This is a genomic window from Aureimonas sp. SA4125 (assembly GCF_019973775.1).
In the GTDB taxonomy this organism is placed as follows: domain Bacteria; phylum Pseudomonadota; class Alphaproteobacteria; order Rhizobiales; family Rhizobiaceae; genus Plantimonas.
The window spans coordinates 1,878,087-1,900,441 of record NZ_AP025032.1 but is presented as its reverse complement, the minus strand read 5'-3'; the positions used below and the strand labels follow the sequence as shown (position 1 = coordinate 1,900,441).

Here is a 22,355-nt window from a genome sequence, read left to right as displayed (position 1 = left end):
GCACGTTTTACTTCAAATGTCCGACGGTCCTCTCGGGCATTCGGTATCGTTCAGTCGGCGGAACGGAGTGCTGCCCCCGATTGTGCAATCGGATTGATTGGAAGTATGAATTGTGTAGTTCTCACGAAAACTCTCCTCCAGGTTAGCTATTCTCATATGCGGTGAAATTCGATCAGAAGATACCTAACCGATACTCCATTTTAGATCACAGACTTCAGCAGGGTTGAATTCTTCGAGAGTTATGCCCATGGCCCGCAGTCATAATCCAGTGTCTTCGGAGGCGCTTGGTTTTTCATCAGAGCGTCTAAGCGACCCTTGGCGTGTGATCGTCGTCTTTTGCGGCTTCCTTGGGTTGACCGTCGGCTTCAGCGCAACCTACCTGTACACTGCGGGGCTTTTCATACTGCCGATTTCAGAGCAGCTAGGATTGACTCGAGGGCAGGCTTCCCTCGGCCCCTTATTCTGCACATTGGCATCAGCTGCCATGACGCCGCTTCTTGGCATGATCCTGGATCGATACGGCGCGCTCGCCTTGGCACTGTGCTCCCTTGTCGGGCTCGCTCTTGGTCTTTTTCTGATCGGCCAATATAGCGAAAGCCTCGAAACCTATATCGGCTTCTCCATCCTCCTGGCGCTCTTGGGCAGCGGTGCGACCGGACTCTGCTTCAGCAAGCTTATACTGGCCGTATGCGAACGGCGCCGCGGAATCGCGTTGGGCATCGTGATGACCGGGGCCGGGTTCGGTGCGCTCATCATTCCGCCGGCGGTGATGCCCATCATTCAAGAGCAGGGATGGCGATCGGCTTATCAGTGGCTAAGTCTTTTTCCCCTGGGGGTCGCTGTCTTTCTCGCATTTGTCCTATTGCCGATCCGCCGTCATCTGGTTGCTAGGAAACACATCGGTGGACCGGATCCCGAAATCCCGAAAGGGCGACATTTGCCATCGGTGTGGCGAAGCCGTCTTTTCTGGGAGATCTGCGGCCTTTTTCTCCTTCTCGCGATTCCCAGCGCCGGCCTCGTCGTACACTTCGTACCCATACTCATCGACACCGGCGAGACCGCCCTTCAGGCAGCGAACACAGCCGGCTTGATCGGGCTTGCGGCGATCGCAGGCCGGCTGCTTATCGGTTACTTGCTCGATCGTGTGCCGGTCGACCATCTGGCGATCGTCGTGATCACCGTGGCATTGCTCAGTTCCCTGGTGATGTTCGTGGATGCCGGATCGTTCGGAATCGCTGCGGCTCTGATGCTAGGGTTCGTCATGGGAGCGGAGGCGGATCTGCTGCCGTTCTATGCGCTCCGTTACTTCCCGGAAGATCGATACGGTACCGTTTTAGGAGGAATTTGCGGCATGTTCCTGTTGGGATGCGCGCTGGGGCCCGCGCTCGTCGGTTATTCCTATGACCTTGCACAGGGCTACGACATGCCGCTGCTAGTGATCATGATCGGATTTCTCCTTTCCCTGATCGTCGCCGTCCGGCTGAAGACCATCGCCCGCACAAAAGGTGATTTTGATTTTCGGGTGCAGCCGAACCGATGAACCCGCATGACGCCTGTTTGGCGGGCGGGCCCTAGCCGCTTCGCTGAGTCCGAACCTGTGTAAGTGATGGCTCGAGTCGCCTAAGCCAGCAGTGGCTGGAAGCGCTCCCTGCCGCAACTCGGCAGTGCTTCGCGCCATCCACGACGTGGCTTCGTTTAACGCCGCATGACAACGCATAACTTTGAAAGGGAGGTTTGGAGTTGCAGGATGCGGGCACCGGAATTGGATAGAGCGGTGTCGAGACATCCTCGCACGCGCCTTTTCCCGAAAAATTGAGATGAGGAGATTGGTATGCACACCGGCGCAACACTCAAAAGCGTGGTCGATCTCATCGAGGAACAGCCGGCAGGTCCGCTGACGAATGTCGGTGCCGAGCTATCGTTCGGCAGATACGTTGCTCTCCCGAATGCTCGCACGTTGCTCCTCGACGGCAATGTCGTTTGCCTGGGAGCCCGTGCCTTCGATCTCCTCGTGCTGCTCCTCACGCACCAGGGGCAGATCGTCAGCAAGGAGGTCATGGCGCGATATGTCTGGCCGTCCACCATCGTCGACGAGAGCAATCTCAGGTTTCAGATTACCTGCCTGCGCAAGGCGCTGGGCGAGGAGCGCGATCGGATCAAGACAGTGTCAGGCAGAGGCTACCTTTTCGTTCCCGATGACACGCAGGGAGACTTGGCAGCAAGGGAGTCTCTTCTGACAGGGCGGGTGGCCGGAATCGCTCGCTCCCACCGCAAGCCAGACATAGTCGTCATCGACGAGGATCCGGCAAATAGGGAGGCGCTATGTCGCCTTTTGCGTCCTTTCGACGCAAACGTTCTTTCGTTCGCCTCCATCGAAGCTTTCCACAAAAGCTCGTCCGGCGCCATTTCGGTTCATGACGTTTTTCGTAATCGCGATACCGGTGACGGCAACCCTGCGTATTCCAGTCGCGGGATAGCTTACCGGAAAGCCGACGCATCGATTGTCGATGCTTAGAGTGCTGATTGTCGCACATACGAGACAATTTTCAGCTGATGCTCGGGGCCGACCATCAGCGCATACGAGCATGGCAGACATTGCTTGACGGGCGTAAGAAGCCGCTTTCTTGAAGTCGACCCGACCTAAAGCGGCCGGGTCGACTGGTCACATGGTGCGGCAGGCTCGATAAGGATCGAAAAGTTCCCACTCGTCGGCAAATGCTCGGAGTTCACGGTTCCCGAGAACGCGACGCATGAGAGCCAGCGAAGCCAAGGCGGACAGCGCTTCCCTCTCTCCTGCCAGCATCATCTGCGTTTCGGCGTAGAGACGCCTGATCCGGCCTTCGACGAAGTCGCCTTCGATGCCGTCCGTCGACATCAGGTTCGACCCAAGACCTAGTCGGGCATGGACATTCGAGATGATCGCCGTGACCCGTCCGAGATCGGAATCGCTTCCACCTCCAGCTCCTGCGGAGACCTTTCCGAAGATCAGTTCCTCGGCAGCACGACCGCCGAGCAGCTGCCGAACGACATTGTCGTAGTCTTCGATTCGGTTCTCGTTGATCTGCTGATTGACCGCTACGCCGCCTCCGGCGTCACCGTTTTGGACGATGGACAGGGAGCGAGGCATGTTTCCCATCAGCATGCAGACGATGGCATGCCCAGCTTCATGAACGGCGACAACGTTTCGCAGACCGCAAGGGCGAAGGTCGATCGGCAGGGCCGCGGTCATCAGATCGACGGAGGTCACTTCTCGGTTTTCCCTTCTGGCGGCGCTTCTCGCTTCGCGTGCTAGCCTTGCCGCATCCGCGCCCGAGGTTGATCCGGCCAATGCGATCGCCGCCGGCTCGATGTCGGCGGCGGCGATGCCGGGGAGATGATGCTGGAAGATCCTGATGAGGTCGGCCTCGTCCGGCAGCTCGACCCGGAAGCGCCGGTCGAGCCGACCGGAGCGAACCATCGCGGGATCCAGCGAATCCGCATCGTTGCAGGCGGCGATGACGACGACGCCTTCCCTTCGACCGGTGCCGTCGAGACATTCCAGCAGCGCGTTGACCATCATGCGCCACCAGTCATCATGGCGGGCACTGGTTCCCCGAGCGACCATGCTGTCGATCTCGTCGATGAAGAGGATCGCCGGCGCGGCGCTGGCCGCCGCTGCAAAACGCTCGCGCATCGTGCGGATGACATCGCCGGAATGGCCTTCCTTTGCCGATTGCCATTCGGCGTAGGAAGTCGAGATGAAGTTGACGCCGGCGGACTTGGCGAGGGCGGACGCGAAGAGCGTCTTGCCGGTGCCGGGCGGCCCGACGAGCAGGCAACCGCCATCGATCTCGGACCAAGGCAACGTGCCCTTGCCGAATTCCGCAAGGTCGGCGACCAGGCGCATGCCCCATTCCTTGGCTTCGCCATAGCCATGTAAATCGGCAAGTGCCGGTCCGGTGGCGGAGAGGGGCGACCTCCCTGACGCCTCGAGCTCCTGGCGAACCAGAACATCGAGAAGTTCGAGACAGTCGGTGACATTTTCGCCGCGGCTGCAGGCGAAGTCGAGCGGGACTGGGCTCACACCGGCGACGTCGAGCGACTTCGGCCAGGTGATGTCGCCGTCGGGATACCGACGCCGGAGAGCTGCCACGAAGTGCTCCGTAGGAATTCTCGTCAGATCGTGCGTGATGTCGGCGATCACCTTGAACAGGTCCGGCAGATCGTGCCCGGGCTCGACCACCACGGCAACATGGCTCACTTGAATCCCGATCAGCACCTGCGGCACGTTTACGAGCGGCGCCTTGTTCCGAGCCCTGTGGCTAGGCTTCTCGGGAACGTGGACCTTGATCGAGGCGAGATGCGGATTCTGCGTGCCAAGCGCCAGATGGGTCACGAACGTGTCGAGGCTCTTCGTCGTGCAATCGCTCCACGCTTCGGATGGGACACGCATGACGACGCAGATCCTGCCGCCCGCCTCGAGCCGCTTGATTGCCTTCGTGCTGTCGGCGGCAAGAAGCGCCTCGAAGATCACGAACTGGGATGGTCGGAGGGCCAGGACGGCTCTGGCGAGCATGTCCTTTAGATAGGCTTCCGTCGATTCATCGCCTTCGACGCCGTCTTCGCAAAAATCAAAGTCCAACGCCCCGATGATGGGGTCGTGCCTGAGCTTGTCGACGGTCATCGTGCGAGCCTCACGCGGGTGTCCGGCCCGATCACTTCGGACCAGTCGATGTGAAGGACGCGCTTCACGGCCAGAGCAATGATGCAGGCGAATTCGTCGTCGGACATGCGGATCGCGGTCGATGCCTCGACGAGGGAAATTGATGGATTGTCGCGCAGGGCTGCCTGAAGTCGTAGACGGTCGGACATCGACACCTGGTGCAGCGAATACCGGAAGGCCTCGCGTGCGTTTGTCATCCGGGGCTCGGTCCGGATCTCGTCCTCTCCGATCGATGAGTAGCCGACGCCGGGGTCCAGGGGACGGAAGCGGGCTGGGCCGTCTGCGTCGAGGAAGACCCGGTCACCATTCTCGTACGTCACCAGGAAGTCGGGGACGTGCCGCAGCTTGTCTCCACTGGCATCGGTGCCCTCGACTATGCCTGGCAAGCAGCGGAAGTCGGCGACATTGACGTCGATGTTCAGGAGGAGCGCCAGGTCGCGAGCGCAAATCGTCCGAAACATCGGGCGTTCGCTGCATGTCTGGAGGTGAAAGGTCGACAACGCCATGCGACTGGCGGCGGCCTTTGCGACCGACACCTCCAGCGCATCGACATGGTGGTCGGGAAAATGGACTTCGTAGACGGTGTTCATATGATCACTCCGATGCCGCTTTGCGGCTCATGCAAGGATGCACCGGAGGGGCTGAGCTACCTCCGGCGGGTCACGGTCGGCGAGATGCCGACGAGCGGTTTCGGTTTGAGCATCGGGTGGTGGGGCATTCGTCCGTTCCTATCGGTGGGTCCGTGCGTCATGCGACCATCGTCACGACGAGGCCGGCGTCGAAGCCGGTATTTTCCTCCGCCCTGCCTGCCGGATTGCAGAGGATGCGCGTGTCCCCGATGCGATGGTCGCAGGCCTGGTGGATGTGGCCATGGACCCACAAAGCCGGTCGCCACATGAGAATCTCGGGTAGTGTCCGCGCTGGTGGTGGAAACTCGGATCTCAGATGGTGCGACGGAGGTGGCCACCGGATTGGCCGGCTAAGGTGGAGTTGCGAGACTTCAACCTGACCGGAGCACCCGATGACCGAGGACAGATTACCGCTTGCCGAGCTTCTGGCAAAAGCCGGAGACGGCGATTTCCTGAGGACGATAGCCGAGAGCGTGATGCAGCTTCTCATGGAGGCCGACGTGGAGGGCATGATCGGCGCCGGGCGCCATGAACGCACCCTGGAACGGGCGACCTATCGCAACGGCTACCGGGACCGCTCGTTCGATACCCGGCTTGGCTCCTTGCAGCTTCGCATCCCCAAGCTTCGACAAGGCAGCTACTTTCCGCCGTTCCTGGAACCGAGAAAGCTCTCGGAGAAGGCGCTTGTCGCGGTCATCCAGGAGGCCTGGATCAGCGGCGTGTCCACGCGTCGCGTCGACGATCTGGTGCAGGCCATGGGACTGTCGGGGATCGGCAAGAGCACGGTGTCGAAGCTGTGCAAAGATATCGACGACCGCGTCGGCGGCTTTCTCGATCGCCCGCTCACCGGCGACTGGCCCTATCTCTGGCTCGACGCGACCTACCTGAAGCAGCGCGAAGGCGGCCGTATCGTCTCGGTGGCGGCAATAATCGCTGTCGCCGTCAACACCGACGGCAAGCGCGAGATCGTCGGCCTTCACATCGGGCCCTCGGAAGCGGAGACCTTCTGGTCGACCTTCCTCAAGAGCCTCGTGCGCCGCGGCCTTTCCGGCGTGAAGCTCGTGATATCGGATGCCCATGAAGGGCTGAAGGCCGCCATCCGCCGGGTGTTCAGCGCCTCCTGGCAGCGCTGCCGCGTCCACTGGATGCGCAACGCCCTGTCCTATGTCCCGAAGGCGCAGCAAAGCATGGCGGCTGCGGCCCTGCGCCAGGCCTTCATCCAACCCGATCGCGCCGGCGCGGCCCAGGCGCTGCGCCACGTCGCCGACCAGCTCCGGGGAAAGTGTCCCAAGCTCGGCAGCTTCATCGACGACAGCGAGACCGACGTGCTGGCGCATCTGGACTTTCCCGGTCAGCATCGGACCCGGATCCATTCGACCAATTCCCTGGAGCGCCTGAACAAGGAGGTGAAGCGGCGCGCCGATGTCGTCGGCATCTTCCCGAACGAGGGCTCCATCATCCGCCTCATCGGCGCCGTCCTCCTCGAGGCCAACGACGAATGGCAGACGCAAAACCGCTACATGCAGACCGAACCCATGGCCGAACTCATGTCCAACAGCACCAAGCCCGAAACCGTACGTATTTCCACCGCAGCCGCCTGAAACCGAGCCGCTTCAGTTACACCCCAATTTCCACCACGTTGACGGACACGACCGAATCTCGGCGTTGAGGTCAGAGGCGTAGCACTGGTTCAGGGGCTCGAACGGATCCCGGAGAGAAGCTATGCTGGGCGCGTGGTGTGTGACGACGATGGTGCGCGAGGCATCGCCCGCCCGGAACTGGTCGGACAGGAAAATCCACGATCGGCGGTGCATGGCGAGCGTGTCGCTAGGTTGCAGCCTGCGCGACCGCCTTGTGGACGAGGCGCGATGGATGCGTCTGTAATCGTTCATCCCTCGGCGGGCCTCGCCGCACGCATGGGCTAGGTCACGCGAGTGGCAAGCGCGAAGATCCGTCCACAGTGTCGAGCCGAGGAACCTGTATCCGGCCAACTCGATGGTGTCGTCGATCAGAAGATGGACCCCGGTCTTCGCAGCCAGCTCCCGTCCGTCGTCGATCTCGCTGTTGATCGTGAAGCCGTCCGGACCGCCGTTGCGGTAGAAGTCGTGATTTCCCGGGACGTAGATCGTCGGGATTCCCGGCATGCGATCGGCCAGCCAACGAAGTGACGACGTCATACCAACAAGCGCTGATCAGAACCTGTGTGCCCAGTCACGCATGCCGATGGAGATGATTTTCCAGGGTTGGTCGACGAGCTTATTCCAGGCCTCGCAGCAGTGTGTGACGATGTCGTCGTAGTCGATGAAGATGCGGTTTGAGAGCCAGTTGTCGCGCATGAACTGCCAGACGTTCTCGACCGGGTTCAACTCAGGCGCGTGAGGCGGTAGGAAGAGCAGCGTGATGTTTTCGGGCACGACGAGCTTGGGCGTCATGTGCCAGCCGGCGCGATCGAGGATCAGCACGGCATGGGCGCCAGGATCGACGGCGCGTGAGATCTCCGCCAGGTGCTGGTTCATCGCGCCGGTGTCGCAGTAGGGCAGGACGAGGCCGGCACCCTTGCCCTTCTGCGGGCAGACGGCGCCGAAGATATAGGCCCACATGGTGCGTTGGTCCTGCGGCGCGGACGGTCTCGTGCCGCGCCGGGCCCAACGGCGGGTGATCTTGTTCTTTTGCCCTATGCGGGTTTCATCAGCCCACCAGAGCTCGATCTCGGTACCCTTCGGGAGCTTGGCCTGGATGGCTGCCAGTTCGGCGGGGAAGTTTTTTTGAAAGCATCCACCTCGAACTCGTTCTGCGCATAGTGGCGCGGACGCGCCGAGAGCTTGGCAAAGCCAAGCGCCTTCAGTTCGCGCCCGACCGTGGTCTCGTCCAACGAGATGGCGAATTCCTCATAGATCCACTGCGCCAGATCCTTGCGCCGCCAGCGCACGACGCCGTGGATCGCCGGGATCGGGCCGCTCTCCACAATCTTCGCCAAGGCATGGCGCTGCTTGTCATTCAGCTTGGAGGAACTGCCCGGCGCCTTGACGTTGACGAGACCCACAGGACCTCGTTCGTTGAACCGTACGACCCAGTCACGCACGATCTGCACAGTGACGCTGCCCACTTCGGCCGCCTGGGAACGAGAGCCTCCATCGTAGATCGTCGCAAGCGCCAGAAGACGGCGCGCCTGGTTGGCGTCCTTGGTCTCCCGCGCCAGACGACGCAGGCCAAGACCGTCAAAATCAACGCGCAGCGGAATGGGTCTCACCATGGCAAACCTCCGTTTGCCTCAATGATTCAGACTTTCCTCGATCTGGGAATCCCATACGAGTCAGAAACGGCGCACGTTGGTATAAATCGCGCCCCAGACAAATATAAACTACAGAAAAAGCTACCTACATACTGCAGCGCAGAATGGCAAGCAAACGTTTTTGCCTCCTACTTCCTTTTACCCGACTGGATCCTTAGAGATTACGACTCGGCCGATGAACTATCTCAATTTTGCAAAATAAGCCGCCAGGCCGGGGAGATTCGGCTGGCGAAACGCTCTCGCCAGAAGCCAAAAATTCTATCGAGCGGCGTGTTGTCTGTGGTCGACTCTTTAAGGAAATAGCTACGCGGAAAGCGGGCTAACTCTCTGCGTCTCCGCCCATAATGTTGCAGCCGATAGCAGTGTCAAAACTTAGACCATTGAGACCTTCAGGTTGACTGATTTCGCTAACGGCGTGGTCAATAGTCCGGGAGGTACGAGCGGCATGCCTCACGTTGACCTATGTTCTGGCGCAATAAGACAAGATCGGGGTCGAGTACCGAACCAGGTTGATGGAATCGGTCGGCATCCCAACCCTCTACGCCGGAGACACGCACGAATGACCAGCGCTCGAAACGACCAGCCCGCAGCCCTGCTTGCGGGCGCTTTCTTTCTCGCCATCGGCGCGATGACGGTGCCAGCGGCCGCGCAGACTGCCGCGGCAGTGGAGTGCGCCGCGACGGAGACGATGCGTGGCGGCAAGAACAATTTCGTCCCCGACGCGCCGCTCGTCGACGATCTCGGCAAGGGTTTCGTGGTGTCGGGCACCGTCAGAAAAGCGGGGACCTGCGAAGGGCTCGGGAATGTCCGGGTGCAGATCTGGGCCTCGACCGAGCGCGGCGGCGAGGGCGAGGCCAGCAACCGCGGGAGCGTGATGACGGCGGCAGACGGGACGTTCCGTCTGGAAACCTCCCCGGTCGTTCCCAATTTCGGCCAGGCGCACATCCACATGTCCTACGACGACGAACTGTTCGCCCCGGTGTTCCTGCGGCCGCTGCTGCAGAGCCGCGAAGACACGAGCATCCAGGTCGACTTCAACCTCGCCCCGGTTGCCGATGACGCCGCCGGCAGCTGAATTTTTCAGGCGCGCGGCGGTCTGGCTGGTCGTGGCCGGGGTCGCCGTCGTGCCGCTGGCCGTCGCCCTGGCCAGTCCACTGCAAGCCAGTCGCGACGCGCTCTGGATCATCGGCGGCATGGCGGGCGTCGTCGCCCTCGTGCTCCTGCTTCTGCAGCCTCTCCTGATCAGTGGCCTTCTGCCCCTCGGGCATGCGCTGGCGCAGAGGCGATGGCACCGGTGGGTCGGCGCGGCGATCACCGGTCTCGTCGTGCTGCATGTCGGCGGGCTGTACCTCACCAGTCCCGAGGACATCGTCGACGCGCTTCTCCTGGCGTCACCGACCCCTTTCGCCGTCTACGGGGTCATTGGCCTCTGGGCCGTGATCCTGACGGCGTGCCTTGCGGCCTTCCGGCGAAAACTGCGCCCTCGCCTCTGGCAGGCCGCCCACAGCGTTCTTGCCGTGGCGATCGTGATCGGCAGTGTCGTCCACGCCGTCCTTATCGACGGTGTCATGGGACAGACATCGAAGCAGGTGCTCTGCGTGTTCATCGTCGTGGCAGCCGGCGCCATCCTTTCGAAGGCCGTCCTGGGCCGCCGGATCGTCACCAGGCAATGACATGACGGGCGCAAGCGGGTAGCGCGGGCTCAAACGCCCCGTGCCGCAAAGGTCACCTTTTCGAAGCTTGACGCAGCGGGACTTTCGGCGTCTCCTGACCGCGATCAAGCGGAAGTGATCAGGGGACGTGACCAATGGACAATGACATGCTTCGCCGGGGCAGCGCCGAGTTCTTCGGCACGTTTTGGCTAACCTTCGGCGGATGCGGGGCGGCGGTGCTGTCGGCCGCCTTTCCGGAACTGGGTATCGGCTTTCTCGGCGTCGCCTTCGCCTTCGGCCTGACGGTGCTGACCATGGCCTATGCCGTCGGCCACATATCCGGCGGCCATTTCAATCCTGCCGTCACGCTGGGGCTCTGGTCGGCGGGACGCTGCGCCAACAAGCATGTCCTGCCCTACATCGTCGCCCAGGTCTTGGGAGCCATCCTCGGCGCCGGCATTTTGTACGTGATCGCGTCAGGCCGTGCCGACTGGGTGCCGGGCGGGTTCGCGTCCAATGGATACGGCGAGTTGAGTCCCGGAAAGTTCTCGCTCGGGGCCGGCTTCCTCGCCGAGTTCCTCGCCACCTTCTTCTTCCTGTTCATCATCATCGGGACGACGTCCAAGGGAGCCGCGACAGGCTTTGCGGGCATCCCGATCGGCTTTGCCCTGGTGCTGATCCACCTGATCTTGATCCCGGTCACCAATACGTCGGTCAACCCGGCGCGCAGCACGGGGCCGGCTCTCTTCGCCGGCGGCGAGTATGTCGGACAACTCTGGCTGTTCTGGATCGCACCGATCCTCGGGGCGATGGTCGCCGGCGCGCTCGCCAAGTGGCTCTACGAGCCGGCCGGCATCGTCGATACGATCGTCGTCGAGGAACGCGCGGCGTAGACGGCCCGCGTCACAGACAAATCATCCGCAGCCTTTCGTGATTGGCGTGGCGGGGAGACCGCGTTCAAGGCCCTGCAGGGCCGCGGTTATCGTCGCCGTCTTCTCATCAGACCGGTGGCGCGACAAGCCGCCCCCCCGTCGAGAGATCAGCGATTCTGGGCGAGACCGGCACGATGATCCGCGACAGCGTGAGGCGATACTGGGCCGCGTAAACTCTATTCCGGCGCGCCCGCGGTCCCGATCTTGCGCTTCTTGCGGTTCAGCAGGACGGAGAGACCGGCCAGGAGGAGCGTTCCCACGATCAGGAGCGCTGCCGCGGCCGCGACCACGGGGCTAATGTTCTCGCGGATCGAGGAGAACATCTGCCGCGCGAGGGTGCGCTGGTTCGGGCCGGCGACGAACAGCGTCAGCACCACCTCGTCGAGCGACGTGGCAAAGGAAAACACCGCGCCGGTGACCATTCCGGGCAGAGCCAGCGGCAGCGTCACGCGGCGGAACACGGTGACGGGCGACGCGCCGAGGCTGGCGGCAGCGCGGCCGATGCGGGGATCGATGCCCTGCAGGGCGGTCGAGACGCTGACGATGACGAAGGGCACGCAGAGCACAGTGTGCGCGAGGATCACGCCGAGATAAGAGTTTGCAAGGCCCAGCCTGACCAGCGAGATCTGCAGGCCGACGCCGAGCACGACCGCCGGCACGACCATGGGCAAGAGGAAGATGGTGCGCAGAAGATCTGGAAAGGGCAGCCGCGCGCCATGCAGGCCGAGCGCTGCCATGGTGCCGATGACGACCGAGAGCAGCGTCGCCGACAGGCCGATGATCAGGCTGTTGACGATCGACATGCGCCAGACATCGGCCTCCGCCAGCATTTCGAACCAGCGCAGCGATACCGAGGGGATCGGATAGTTCAGGAAGATGCTGGAGGTGAAGGCGAGCGGCAGGATCGACACCAGCGGCAGGAGCAGGAAGGCCATGGCGGCGACGCCGAAGACGGCTTGGAAGCTGCGCAGCATGTCAGGCTCCCGTCGGCGCGCCGGAGCGCGATAGCCGTCCGTAGACGAGATAGAGGATGGTGGTGACGACGAGGAGAATGAGGCCGAGCGCACCGGCCATGCCCCAGTTGGCGGTCTGCAGGGCATAGAAGGCGATGACCGAGGAGATCATCTGGTCGTTCGGCCCGCCGACCAGGGCCGGGGTGATGTAGTAGCCGAGCGCCACCATGAAGACGAGCAGCGAGCCGGCGAGGATGCCGGGGACGCTCAGCGGCAACAGGATGCGCCAGAAGGCGCGCAAGGGGCTCGCGCCCATCGAGGCGGCTGCCGGCATCAGCGATTTCGGGATGGTCGAGATGACGCTGTAGATCGGGAGCACCATGAAGGGCAGCAGCACGTGCGTCATCGCGATGATCACGCCGACACGGTTGAAGATCAGCGGCAGGGGTCCGGAGATCAGGCCGAGATCGATGAGAGTCCGGTTGATGATGCCCTGGTCCTGGAGGAGGATGAACCAGGCAGCGGTGCGCACCAGGAGCGATGTCCACAGCGGCAGGAGAACGGCGAGCAGGAGCGCGTTGCGCTTCCAGCCGGTGGTGGCGGCAGCGAGCATGGCATAGGGCAGGCCGATCGCCAGGGTGCAGAGAGTGATCAGGCCGGCGATCGAGAAGGTGCGCCAGATGATCAGCCGGTTGGCCGAGCTTCCCGCCGGCATGTTCTCGATCGATCCCGCCGCATTCCGCGTGAGGTCGAGCGAGGCCAGCAGATTGCGGTCGGTATAGGCCGAGGCGCCGCTGCGGATCGCCGACCAGAAGCGCGGATCGGCCCATCTTGGGTCGATGCCGGCGAAGTCCACCGCGTTCACGTCGGCAGCGTCCTTCGCGGCGCTGGTCGTCTTGCCCATCAGCGAGCGAAAACCCGCGACGTCGCTGTTGAGCCGGCGCACCGCCGGGCCGACGACGCTCGCCTCGCTCGCCTTGAGATCGGCCAGGAGCGCGGTCTCGACCTCCCGACCCGGCAGGCCCTCGCCGTCCCATTCGCCGATGGCTGACGCCGTCAGGGGCAGTGCGCGGGCGATCGCGTCGTCATGCACCGAGACGGAAATCATCGTCCAGAGCGGCCAGAAGAAGAACACGGCGAGAAACAGGATCATCGGCGAAACGAGCGCTGCCGCTGTCAGACGGCCGGATGCGGCCCGGTTCATTCTGGAAAGACCGAGCAGTCGGCCGCGGCGAAACCGACCGCCGTGGTGCTGCCGATCCCCGGCGCCGCACCGGCGCGCTCGGAACGGGCGACGAGCTTCAGCGCGCCGGCGGACAGATGCAGGCGCAGGTGGTCGCCCTGGTAGACGACGTCGTCGACCATCGCATCCAGACGATTGACGTGGCCAGCGGCAGCCTCGCCCAGCGCCAGTCGCTCCGGTCGGATCGAGACGACCACGGCGCCTGCATCCGCCGGCGGCGCGACCGGGGGCGAGGCCATGATGCGCAAGCCGCCGAGGTCGATCGACATGTCCCCGCCGGCGCGGCCGGAGACGGTGCCGGGGAGAAGATTGGTCTCGCCGATGAATTGCGAGACGAACTGGCTGGCTGGCCGGTCGTAGACGTCCGATGCCCGGCCGATCTGCGCGATACGGCCCCTGTCGAAGATCGCAACGCGGTCCGACATGGTCAGCGCCTCGCTCTGGTCGTGGGTCACGAAGACGATGGAGAGGCCGAGGCGGCGGTGCAGCGCACGGATCTCCAGTTGCATCTGCTCACGCAACTGCTTGTCCAGCGCGCCCAGCGGCTCATCCATCAGCACCACCTTCGGCTCGAAGACCAAGGCGCGGGTCAAGGCGACGCGCTGCTGCTGCCCGCCGGAGAGCTGCTCGGGCTTGCGGCTGCCGAGATGGGCGAGTTGCACGCGGTCGAGCGCCGCGGCGACGCGCGTGGCGATCTCGGCCCGGGGCAGGCCGCGCATCTGCAGGGGAAAGGCGACGTTTTCGGCGACCGTCATGTGCGGGAACAGCGCGTAGTTCTGGAACACCACGCCCATGCCACGCTGGTGCGGCGGCAGTTCATGGATGCGCTGGCCGTCGAGCCAGATCGTGCCGGCGGACGGCGCTTCGAAGCCGGCGAGCATCATCAGGATCGTGGTCTTGCCGGAGCCCGAAGGCCCGAGCAGCGACAGGAACTCGCCCTTCTCGACTTCCAGGTTCAACTGCTCGATCACCTGGATCGGGCCGTAGCTCTTCGAGACCTCGTGGAAGTGGATGTAGGAATGCGTCAATCTCGGCCCACCTGTCGTCGCGGTTCGTTGTCTTCCGCCGCAAGCCACGTGCCTGCGGCGGAAGGTGGTGATCGCCGCCGCAGCGCGGCGGCGACGCTTGCACTTACTGTGCGACCCAGGCGTTGAAGCGCGTGGTGATCGCCTCGATGTTGTCGACCCAGAAATCGCCATCGAGCGGCATCGCCACGTCGAGATTGGCAGGCGCGGTCGGCAGGGTGGCGGCGACCTCGGGCTTCAGGGCCTCGCCCGCGGCCTTGTTCGGCAGGCCGTAGGCGATGAAGTCGGGGAGTTTCGTCTGGTTCTCCGGCGCGCTGGCGAAGGCGACGAGGTCGAAGGCGGCGTCCTTGTTGGGCGAGCCCTTCAAGACCACCCAGCTGTCGACCGCATAGATGCTGCCGGGCCAGACGATCTGGAAGTTCTTGCCTTCCGACTTGTTGATGCCGGTCAGGCGGCCGTTATAGGCCGAGGTCATGACCACCTCGCCGGAGGCGAGCAACTGGATCGGCTGGGCGCCTGACTCCCACCAGGTGATGTCGCCCTTGATGGTGTCGAGCTTGGCGAAGGCGCGATCGACACCCTCCGGGGTCGCCAGCACCTTGTAGACGTCCGCAAGCGGCACGCCGTCGGCGATGAGGGCGAATTCCAGCGAGTATTTCGGGCCCTTGCGCAGGCCGCGCTTGCCGGGGAACTTCGTGGTGTCGAAGAAGTCGGCCCAGCTCGCGGGCGCAGTCGTCAGCTTGTCGGCATCGTAGCTGAGGCCGGTGGACCAGACGATGGCGCCGACGCCGCAGTCGCTGACGGCGGAGTCGATGAACTTGTCCTTGCCGCCGAATTTTTCCCAGTCGACCGTCTCGTAGATGCCGTCGGCGCAACCGAGCGCCAGTTCCTCGGTCTCCACCTGGACGAGGTCCCAGTTCGGCGTTCCGGCCTGGAGCTTGGCGGCGAGAACGCCGTAGCCGCCATCCCAGGACTCGTCGAGCACCGGCTTGCCGGACTTCTCGGCGAAGGGCTTGAAGTAGATCTCGCGCTGGGCGTCCTGATAGTTGCCGCCCCAGGACACGACCGTGAGGTCGCGGGCCGCAGCCGGATTGAGGGCCAGAAGGCTGCCGAGCAAAGCGCCGCCGATCGTTTTGATGAATGTGGTCTTGTGCATCACAGTTTCCTCAGTTGAGTTCGGCAATGCCTGACTGAACCACAAAAGCCGGCGGGTGCGCAGAACCGAAAGAACGCCGGTGAATATAGTCAACGATACGTCAATCGGTCAGCGCCTCACTTTCCTGAAAACGGCATGTCTTGCCGATTTTCGGCCAGCTTATCGGGCCAGTTCATCCGCCCGGCTCAATAGGTCGGCGGGGTGATGGCGCTGATGATCTCCGCGGTCTCGCCGCTCGCATTTCTGAATTGATGGGGCGTCTGGCTGTCGAAGTAGTAGGCGTCGCCGACGCCAAGTGTCCGCATCTCCGCCCCGACCGTCACCTCGACCGCCCCGCGGATCACCACCCCCGCCTCCTGCGCGGTATGCGAGAACGCCTTCCCGGTATCGGCCCCCGGCGCGTATCGCTCATGTAGCATCAGGAGATGCCTGTTCGGATGGTTGATCCCGACCATGCGGTAGGAGATGCCGTCGCTGCGGCCGATCTCGGCGAGATCGTCGCGGCGGTAGAAGGGCGAATGCGGGAGGCTAGCCGCCACTTCGGAGAAAAATCCGGTGAGCGTCGACCCCATGGCTTCGAGGATGGCGCTCAGCGTATCGACGGAAGGGCTGAGCCGATCGCGCTCCAGGAGCGAGATGGTCGAGTGCGAGATGCCGGAGCGCACCGCCAGCTGCCGCGTCGACAATTGCCGGCGCCGCCGCAATTCCCTTATTCCCGCTCCGATCGCCGGCAAGATCCGCCCCCCTGGTTGCACCGCAAAATGGCCTGCCGGTTTGTTGTGCAGATTTTTGCACTGTTGGTGAGAATATTGAACGTATGCGGCCTTCCTGCTTGTGAAGCAAGCTGCGCTTTGCGAGCCTTCGGGCGTTTCATCTCCCGGGGCCCACGCGCATGTCCGCTTCAGTCGATCTCTTCTCCCGCATCCAGTCGCTGAAGACCCCGGAATCGGGAAACGCCGACGGGCTTGCGGTTGAGACCATCGTGAAGGCGATCATTGCCGCCGTCCGGACCGAAGGCGACGCGGCCGTCCGGCGCTACGCAGCCGAGTTCGACAAGATCGAGATGGAGGCTTTCGAGGTCACGCAGGAGGAGCGGGCGCAGGCCCTGGCCGACCTCGATCCGCAGACCCGTGCCGACACGGAATTCGCCATCGCCAATGTCCGCGCCTTTGCCGAGGCGCAGCTGGCGACGATCCTGCCGCTCGAGGTCGAGCCGCTGCCGGGCCTGCATCTCGGCCATCGCGTGATCCCGATCCGCCGCGTCGGCTGCTACGTGCCCGGCGGGCGCTATCCGCTTCTGTCGGCCCCGGTGATGACCATCGTGCCGGCCAAGGTCGCGGGATGCGCGGAGGTGATCGCCTGCCTGCCGCCGGGTGCCCATCCCGCGATGATCGCGGGATGCCATCTTGCCGGGGCTGACCGGATCTTTCGCATCGGCGGCGCCCAGGCGATCGCCGCCATGGCCTATGGCACCGAAACCATCCCCGCCGTCGACAAGATCGTCGGGCCTGGCAACGCCTTCGTCAACGAGGCCAAGCGCCAGGTCTTCGGCCCGGTCGGCATCGACCAGCTCGCCGGCCCGAGCGAGATCTACGTCGTCGCCGATGCCACCGGTGATGCCGAGATGATCGCCACCGACCTTCTCGCGCAGGCCGAGCACGACGTGCGCACCCGCGTCGGGCTGATCACCACCGACCGATCGCTCGGCGAGGCGGTCATCGCCGAGGTCGAACGGCAGCTCCTCGATCTGCCGACCGCTTCGGTCGCCGGCGAGGCGTGGCGGCGCATGGGCGAGGTGGTGTTCTGCACGGACGAGGCGGACATGATCGCCTATTCCGACCACATCGCCGCCGAACACCTGCAGGTGCACACGCTCGATCCCCGCGCCTTCGCGCTGCGTCTCAGCAATTACGGCTCCCTGTTCATCGGCACGGCGGCGAGCGTGGTCTATTCCGACAAGTGCTGCGGCACGAACCACACGCTGCCGACCATGGGTGCCGGCCGGTACACCGGCGGTCTCTGGGTCGGTTCCTACGTCAAGATCTGCACGCATCAATGGCTGGAACCGGCAGGCGTTGCCGCCGTGGCGCCAGCGGCGATCCGGCAGAGCGCCAGCGAGGGCCTGGAGGGACATCGGCGCGCAGCGGCCCTGCGCCCTGCCCGTCAGCAGTTCGAACGCTGATCGCCGCCGCTGCGAGACGCGGTCGCGAGCAGGCCGGGACCCGCCGGAGGGACCGCTGACGTCGCCGTATCTCCGCGTCGCTTCAACCACCTGCCCCGCCGTACTCCCGCCCCGGCTGGCTTTTCAGGATGCGGGTGAGAGACGGCGATGTCGCCGCCATGCGACACGGCCCCGAAGTCCTGGATCTCGTCGCGCCCCAAGGAAATGACGGACCGAAAGAACTTTTACCCGCCGGAAAAGGCAAACTCTCCTGCTGCCTCCCATGGCCCCCCGCGATAGTGCCAGAGGAGCAGACCGGTCGCGGTCGCTTCGAACGGCAGGAACGATGCCGACAGCGCCTCGAAGAGGGTCCGGGATGCCGGCGGCGGGACCTTGTTCTGGATCGTGACATGCGGGCGAAACCCCTGCATGTCCTGGCGCGTCAGATGCGGCGCCCAGCGTGCCGCGAACTCGCCCCGAAGGGCGGCGAGGGGCGGACTGTCGATCGCATAGGCCGTCCCCTGCCCGAGAAAGCGCAAGCCCCTGATCGCCAGCGGGAAAGGCTCCAGGCGCGCCGCCCGCGACGCGACAGCCTCTGCTATTTCGGCATATCGATCACCGGGCAGATGGTGGAACAAGGTCAGATGCGCAGGGATGAAATTCCGCTCGGGCGGAAAGTGGCGCCGCCGCATGCCGTGGAAGTGCGCAAAGCTCGCGTCGTCGAACCGCAGCGTGAGGATCAAGGGGGCGCCAGACCCGGCGTCCGTGCGCACCACGTCGCCAGCTGCGCCCGTCACGGCACCCGGCTGAGTCCCGGGGCGCCATCCTCGTTCCGACCGATACCATCGTCGGCCGGTGGCGCCGCCAGCGCCGCCCGAACCGCCGCTGCCTCCGGACTGCCGCCTCCCCGCTCGAGAAACTCCTCGACCGGCATCGTCGTCTGCGTCCCGCCCGACGCGGGATTGGCACGGTGGACCACGGTGCGGACGCCCGACTCGTCGGTCGCGAGCAGCCAGTCGTCCCCATTTGCGCTTCGATAGATCATTCGGCTTGTCATCTACGGTGAATGCGCCGGTCACGAAAGCGATCCGAGGCCACCGACTCATTTCCGATGGCGCCTCACGACCGCCCGGACGGTGCGACGGGGCGGTCCGCAGACGGCCCTCCTCGATCATTTCTCGACGGCGGAGCGGCCTGCGCCTCGTCTGTGGGCGGGGTCCGATGAGCATAGGAGGCAGCTGGCACCAGAAAGGACCTCGCTTCCGCACGCTCCGAAGATCGCAGTGACGGAAACCGGGCACCGATGGCTGTTTTTTAGGCGCCGACATCGTCAATAGCCTCCGCCTCTGTGCCCGCCTCCCTGAAATCGCGCCATCACGGCTTTGGCACCGAGATTGCATGCAATCAGCCGAACACGTCGATTACCGTCATTTCAGGGGTGCACCATGCCGATCTCAATGCCTTTCTCCCGCCGCCGTCTGCTTCAGACGGGCGCGGCCTTCGCCGCCCTCCCGGGCTTCATGCGAATCAATCCGGCACTCGCTGCCGACCTGACCGTCGGCTTCGTCTATGTCGGGCCGCGCGACGACTTCGGCTACAATCAGGCGCATGCCCAGGGCGCCGCAGCGATCAAGGACATGGCCGGGATCACGGTCATCGAGGAGGAGAACGTCGCGGAAACCGACGCGGTGACGCAGACCATGCAGAGCATGATCGAGCTCGATGGTGCTTCGCTGATCTTCCCGACCTCGTTCGGCTATTTCAGCCCGTTCGTGGTCGACTCGGCCAAGGCCAATCCGGATGTCCAGTTCCGCCACTGCGGCGGGCTCTGGAACAAGGACAGCGATCCGAAGAACGCCGGTTCCTATTTCGGCTATATCGGCATGGCGCAGTATCTCAGCGGCATCATCGCCGGCCACCAGACGAAGTCGAAGAAGCTCGGCTTCGTCGCCGCCAAGCCGATCCCGCAGGTCCTCCTCAACATCAACTCCTTCACCCTCGGCGCCCGCAGCGTCGACCCGACGATCCAGACCCAGGTGATCTTCACCGGCGACTGGTCGATGCCGGTGAAGGAGGCCGAGGCGACGAACGCGCTGATCGACCAGGGCGCCGACGTCATCACCTGCCATGTCGACGGACCGAAGGTGCTCGTCCAGACGGCCGCCAAGCGCGGCGCCTTCGTCTGCGGCTACCACACCAGCCAGGCAGAACTCGCACCCGAACACTACCTGACCGGCGCCGAATGGGACTGGGCCACCGTCTACAGGAACTTCGTCGAGGCCGCCCAGAAGGGCGAGCCGCTCGAGAATTTCGTCCGCGGCGGCCTTGCCGAGGGTTTCGTCAAGACCAGCCCCTACGGCTCCGCCGTCGGCGACGCCGCCCGCAAACAGGCCGACGCCGTCAAGGCAGAAATGATGAAGGGCGGCTTTGCCGTCATCAAGGGTCCGCTGAAGGACAACCAGGGCAAGGAGGTCGTCGCGGCCGGCACCGACTATCCCGAGACGGCGATCGAGCTGGAGAGCATGGACTATCTCGTCGAGGGCGTCCTCGGCTCGACGTCGTGAAGCCGGAATAGTCGCCGATGAGCGCCGTCGCCGCCTCCCCGCCCCGCCTTGCCGAGCGGCTGACGGGTGAAACCGCCGCCCGCCGGATCGAGGCGGTTCTCATCCCGGTCATCGCGCTGGCTGCGGGACTTGCCGTCTTCGGCGCCTTCATCGCGGCCATCGGGAAATCGCCGGTCGAGCTCTATTCGCTCGTCTGGCGCGGCGGCTTCGGCACCTGGTTTTCGCTGCAGAACACCCTGCAGCGGGCGGCCCCCCTGATCCTGACGGCGCTGTGCGTGGCGCTGCCGGCGCAGCTCGGCCTCGTCGTCATCGGCGGCGAAGGGGCTTTCGTGCTGGGCGGCCTCGCCGCCGCCGTCGCGGCCGGCACGCTGTCGGGCCTGCCCGCCTTCGCCGGCATAATCGGCATGGCGATCGCCGGCATGATCGCCGGCGGCGCCTGGATCTGTGCGGCCGGGGCGCTCCGGCACTATCGCGGCGTCAACGAGACGATCTCGAGCCTCCTCCTCGCCTATATCGCCATCGCCCTCTTCAACCACCTCGTCGAGGGTCCCTTCCGCGATCCCGGCAGCCTCAACAAGCCCTCGACCCCTCCGCTCGACCCGGACTTTGCGATCGGGGCGATTCCCGGCCTCTCGGTCCACTGGGGCATCGTCATCGGCATCCTCGCCTGCATCGCCGCCAGCGTCGTCATCCAGCGCACCACCTTCGGCTTTGCCGCGCGCATCGCCGGCGGCAATGCGCGCGCCGCGGCGGTGCAGGGCCTCGGCGTCGGCAGGCTGATCCTTGCCTTCACCGCAGCCGGCGGAGCGGCGGCCGGCCTTGCCGGAATGATCGAGGTCGCGGCCATCCACGGCAGCGCCAACGCCTCGCTGATCGCCGGCTACGGCTATACCGGCATCCTCATCGCCTTTCTCGCCCGGCAGAACCCGCTGGCCATCGTGCCCATGGCGCTCCTGATCGGCGGGCTCGCCGCGGCCGGCGGACTGGTGCAGCGGCGCATGGGCCTGCCGGATGCGACCGTCCTCGTGCTGCAGGGCATCCTCTTCGTCTCCATCCTGATCAGCGAGACCCTGTTCGGCCGGCTGGTCGTCTTCGGCCGAGCGGCACGCGGGAGGGCGGCATGAACGACATCGGTCTCTGGGGCGTGCCGCTCGCCATTCTCGGCGGCGCCATCCGCGTCTCGACACCCTTCCTCTTCGTCAGCCTCGGGGAATGCGTCACCGAAAAGAGCGGCCGCATCAATCTCGGGCTCGAGGGCACGCTCGTCTTCGGCGCCATGGCCGGCTATGGCGGCTCCTACCTCTCGGGCTCGCCCTGGATCGGGGTTCTCGTCGCCGGTCTCGCGGGCGTGCTGTTCGGTCTCCTGCACGGTTTTCTCTGCAGCCTGCCGCGGGTCAACGACATCGCCGTCGGCATCGCGCTGATGATCCTCGGTTCCGGCCTTGCCTTCTTCTTCGGCAAGCCGCTGGTGCAGCCGGCGGCACCCCTCCTCCCCTCGGTTCCCTTCGGTTTCTGGTCCGACGTGCCGCAGGTGCGCGCGGCGCTCGAGATCAACCCGCTGTTCCTCATCGGCATCGCCATGGCCGTCGCGCTCTTCTGGATGTTCCGCACGACGCGGATCGGGCTGATCCTCAGAATGGTCGGCGACAGCGACGACGCGGCGCGGGCGATGGGCTATCCGATCCTTGCCGTGCGCATCGCCGCCACCGCCTTCGGCGGCTTCATGGCCGGCGTCGCCGGCGCCTATCTGTCGCTCTACTACCCCGGCAGCTGGAACGAGGGCATCTCCTCCGGCCAGGGACTGATGGCGGTGGCGCTCGTCATCTTCGCCCGCTGGAACCCCCTCGCCTGCCTCGGCGCGGCGCTCCTCTTCGGCGGGGCCGGCGCGCTCGGGCCGGCGCTGCAATCGGTCGGCGTCAACCAGGGCTACTACCTCTTCTACGCCGCCCCTTATGTCCTGACGCTGGCCATCCTCATCATCACCTCCTCGCCGAAACGCAGCCTGCAAGGCGCGCCACGCGAGCTTTCGATCACAAAATAGGAGAA

The 22,355-nt window shown here is 64.4% G+C and carries 22 protein-coding genes; 10 read left to right on the top strand and 12 right to left on the bottom strand.

Annotation, left to right across the window (positions count from 1 at the left end):
- Positions 1–247: 247 nt before the first annotated feature.
- On the top strand, positions 248–1,540 hold the full coding sequence (locus tag Sa4125_RS08770; protein ID WP_224006060.1) for an MFS transporter: 1,293 nt from the start codon (positions 248–250) through the stop codon (positions 1,538–1,540).
- A gap of 291 nt (positions 1,541–1,831) precedes the next feature.
- Entirely contained in the window at positions 1,832–2,515 is a 684-nt protein-coding gene (locus tag Sa4125_RS08765) for a winged helix-turn-helix domain-containing protein (protein ID WP_224006057.1), read from the top strand.
- 147 nt (positions 2,516–2,662) lie between these two features.
- On the opposite strand, the gene Sa4125_RS08760 is transcribed toward Sa4125_RS08765, so the two are convergent.
- The 3 genes from Sa4125_RS08760 to Sa4125_RS08750 form a co-directional block, all read right to left on the bottom strand.
- Complete coding sequence (locus Sa4125_RS08760) at positions 2,663–4,663, bottom strand: AAA family ATPase (protein WP_224006054.1); 2,001 nt, start codon at positions 4,661–4,663, stop codon at positions 2,663–2,665.
- The gene (locus Sa4125_RS08755; protein ID WP_224006051.1) at positions 4,660–5,208 is read right to left on the bottom strand and encodes a hypothetical protein; all 549 of its coding nucleotides are present in this window, start codon (positions 5,206–5,208) and stop codon (positions 4,660–4,662) included. The genes Sa4125_RS08760 and Sa4125_RS08755 overlap by 4 nt, the downstream gene beginning before the upstream one ends.
- A 241-nt stretch (positions 5,209–5,449) precedes the next feature.
- On the bottom strand, positions 5,450–5,599 hold the full coding sequence (locus tag Sa4125_RS08750) for a hypothetical protein (RefSeq protein ID WP_224006048.1): 150 nt from the start codon (positions 5,597–5,599) through the stop codon (positions 5,450–5,452).
- Between the two features lie 124 nt (positions 5,600–5,723).
- Between Sa4125_RS08750 and Sa4125_RS08745 the strand changes: the two genes are divergently transcribed.
- Positions 5,724–6,932 carry an IS256 family transposase gene (locus Sa4125_RS08745; protein ID WP_223998612.1) on the top strand — a complete coding sequence of 403 codons (1,209 nt, stop codon included), beginning with the start codon at positions 5,724–5,726 and terminating at the stop codon, positions 6,930–6,932.
- Between the two features lie 12 nt (positions 6,933–6,944).
- Here Sa4125_RS08745 and Sa4125_RS08740 read toward each other — a convergent pair whose 3' ends face one another.
- Complete coding sequence (locus tag Sa4125_RS08740; RefSeq protein ID WP_224006045.1) at positions 6,945–7,508, bottom strand: hypothetical protein; 564 nt, start codon at positions 7,506–7,508, stop codon at positions 6,945–6,947.
- Between the two features lie 15 nt (positions 7,509–7,523).
- Positions 7,524–8,584, bottom strand: a protein-coding gene (locus tag Sa4125_RS08735) for an IS630 family transposase (protein ID WP_224006042.1) whose coding sequence is annotated in 2 segments (ribosomal slippage) — positions 7,524–8,092 and positions 8,092–8,584 — 1,062 coding nt in all. Because the reading frame shifts where the segments join, the coding sequence is not laid out codon by codon here.
- 598 nt (positions 8,585–9,182) lie between these two features.
- Here Sa4125_RS08735 and Sa4125_RS08730 point away from each other — a divergent pair.
- The 3 genes from Sa4125_RS08730 to aqpZ all read left to right on the top strand — a co-directional run bounded on the left by Sa4125_RS08730 (position 9,183) and on the right by aqpZ (position 11,168).
- Positions 9,183–9,698 carry a twin-arginine translocation pathway signal gene (locus tag Sa4125_RS08730; protein ID WP_224006039.1) on the top strand — a complete coding sequence of 172 codons (516 nt, stop codon included), beginning with the start codon at positions 9,183–9,185 and terminating at the stop codon, positions 9,696–9,698.
- Positions 9,679–10,296 carry a ferric reductase-like transmembrane domain-containing protein gene (locus tag Sa4125_RS08725; RefSeq protein ID WP_224006036.1) on the top strand — a complete coding sequence of 206 codons (618 nt, stop codon included), beginning with the start codon at positions 9,679–9,681 and terminating at the stop codon, positions 10,294–10,296. Before Sa4125_RS08730 ends, Sa4125_RS08725 begins: the two co-directional genes overlap by 20 nt.
- A gap of 134 nt (positions 10,297–10,430) precedes the next feature.
- A complete protein-coding gene (gene aqpZ, locus Sa4125_RS08720) occupies positions 10,431–11,168 on the top strand; it encodes an aquaporin Z (RefSeq protein ID WP_224006033.1) in 738 nt (245 codons plus the stop codon).
- 215 nt (positions 11,169–11,383) lie between these two features.
- Here the strand turns inward: aqpZ and Sa4125_RS08715 are convergent, their stop codons facing one another.
- From Sa4125_RS08715 to Sa4125_RS08695, 5 genes are all read right to left on the bottom strand, one after another.
- A complete protein-coding gene (locus tag Sa4125_RS08715) occupies positions 11,384–12,181 on the bottom strand; it encodes an ABC transporter permease (RefSeq protein ID WP_224006030.1) in 798 nt (265 codons plus the stop codon).
- Between the two features lies 1 nt (position 12,182).
- Complete coding sequence (locus Sa4125_RS08710) at positions 12,183–13,364, bottom strand: ABC transporter permease (protein WP_224006027.1); 1,182 nt, start codon at positions 13,362–13,364, stop codon at positions 12,183–12,185.
- Positions 13,361–14,431: an ABC transporter ATP-binding protein gene (locus tag Sa4125_RS08705; RefSeq protein WP_224006024.1), complete on the bottom strand. Its 1,071-nt coding sequence runs from the start codon at positions 14,429–14,431 to the stop codon at positions 13,361–13,363. The genes Sa4125_RS08710 and Sa4125_RS08705 overlap by 4 nt, the downstream gene beginning before the upstream one ends.
- A 103-nt stretch (positions 14,432–14,534) precedes the next feature.
- On the bottom strand, positions 14,535–15,584 hold the full coding sequence (locus Sa4125_RS08700) for an ABC transporter substrate-binding protein (protein ID WP_224006021.1): 1,050 nt from the start codon (positions 15,582–15,584) through the stop codon (positions 14,535–14,537).
- Between the two features lie 185 nt (positions 15,585–15,769).
- Positions 15,770–16,339 (bottom strand): cupin domain-containing protein, encoded by a 570-nt coding sequence (locus Sa4125_RS08695; protein WP_224006018.1) that lies wholly within the window; start codon positions 16,337–16,339, stop codon positions 15,770–15,772.
- 137 nt (positions 16,340–16,476) lie between these two features.
- Here Sa4125_RS08695 and hisD point away from each other — a divergent pair, with 137 nt between their 5' ends.
- Complete coding sequence (hisD, locus tag Sa4125_RS08690; protein WP_224006015.1) at positions 16,477–17,766, top strand: histidinol dehydrogenase; 1,290 nt, start codon at positions 16,477–16,479, stop codon at positions 17,764–17,766.
- 224 nt (positions 17,767–17,990) lie between these two features.
- Here hisD and Sa4125_RS08685 read toward each other — a convergent pair whose 3' ends face one another.
- Both Sa4125_RS08685 and Sa4125_RS08680 read right to left on the bottom strand, forming a co-directional pair.
- Positions 17,991–18,542, bottom strand: coding sequence for a 2'-5' RNA ligase family protein (locus tag Sa4125_RS08685; RefSeq protein WP_224006013.1), 552 nt, complete (start codon positions 18,540–18,542; stop codon positions 17,991–17,993).
- Positions 18,539–18,790, bottom strand: a complete 252-nt coding sequence (locus Sa4125_RS08680) for a hypothetical protein (RefSeq protein WP_224006010.1) — start codon at positions 18,788–18,790, stop codon at positions 18,539–18,541. The genes Sa4125_RS08685 and Sa4125_RS08680 overlap by 4 nt, the downstream gene beginning before the upstream one ends.
- 400 nt (positions 18,791–19,190) lie before the next feature.
- Between Sa4125_RS08680 and Sa4125_RS08675 the strand changes: the two genes are divergently transcribed.
- Genes Sa4125_RS08675 through Sa4125_RS08665 form a run of 3 tightly spaced genes read left to right on the top strand, consistent with a single transcriptional unit; the run spans position 19,191 to position 22,350 of the window.
- A complete protein-coding gene (locus tag Sa4125_RS08675; protein ID WP_224006008.1) occupies positions 19,191–20,309 on the top strand; it encodes a BMP family ABC transporter substrate-binding protein in 1,119 nt (372 codons plus the stop codon).
- A 17-nt stretch (positions 20,310–20,326) separates the two neighbouring features.
- Positions 20,327–21,433: an ABC transporter permease gene (locus Sa4125_RS08670; RefSeq protein WP_224006005.1), complete on the top strand. Its 1,107-nt coding sequence runs from the start codon at positions 20,327–20,329 to the stop codon at positions 21,431–21,433.
- Positions 21,430–22,350 carry an ABC transporter permease gene (locus tag Sa4125_RS08665; protein WP_224006002.1) on the top strand — a complete coding sequence of 307 codons (921 nt, stop codon included), beginning with the start codon at positions 21,430–21,432 and terminating at the stop codon, positions 22,348–22,350. The genes Sa4125_RS08670 and Sa4125_RS08665 overlap by 4 nt, the downstream gene beginning before the upstream one ends.
- Positions 22,351–22,355: the final 5 nt, after the last annotated feature.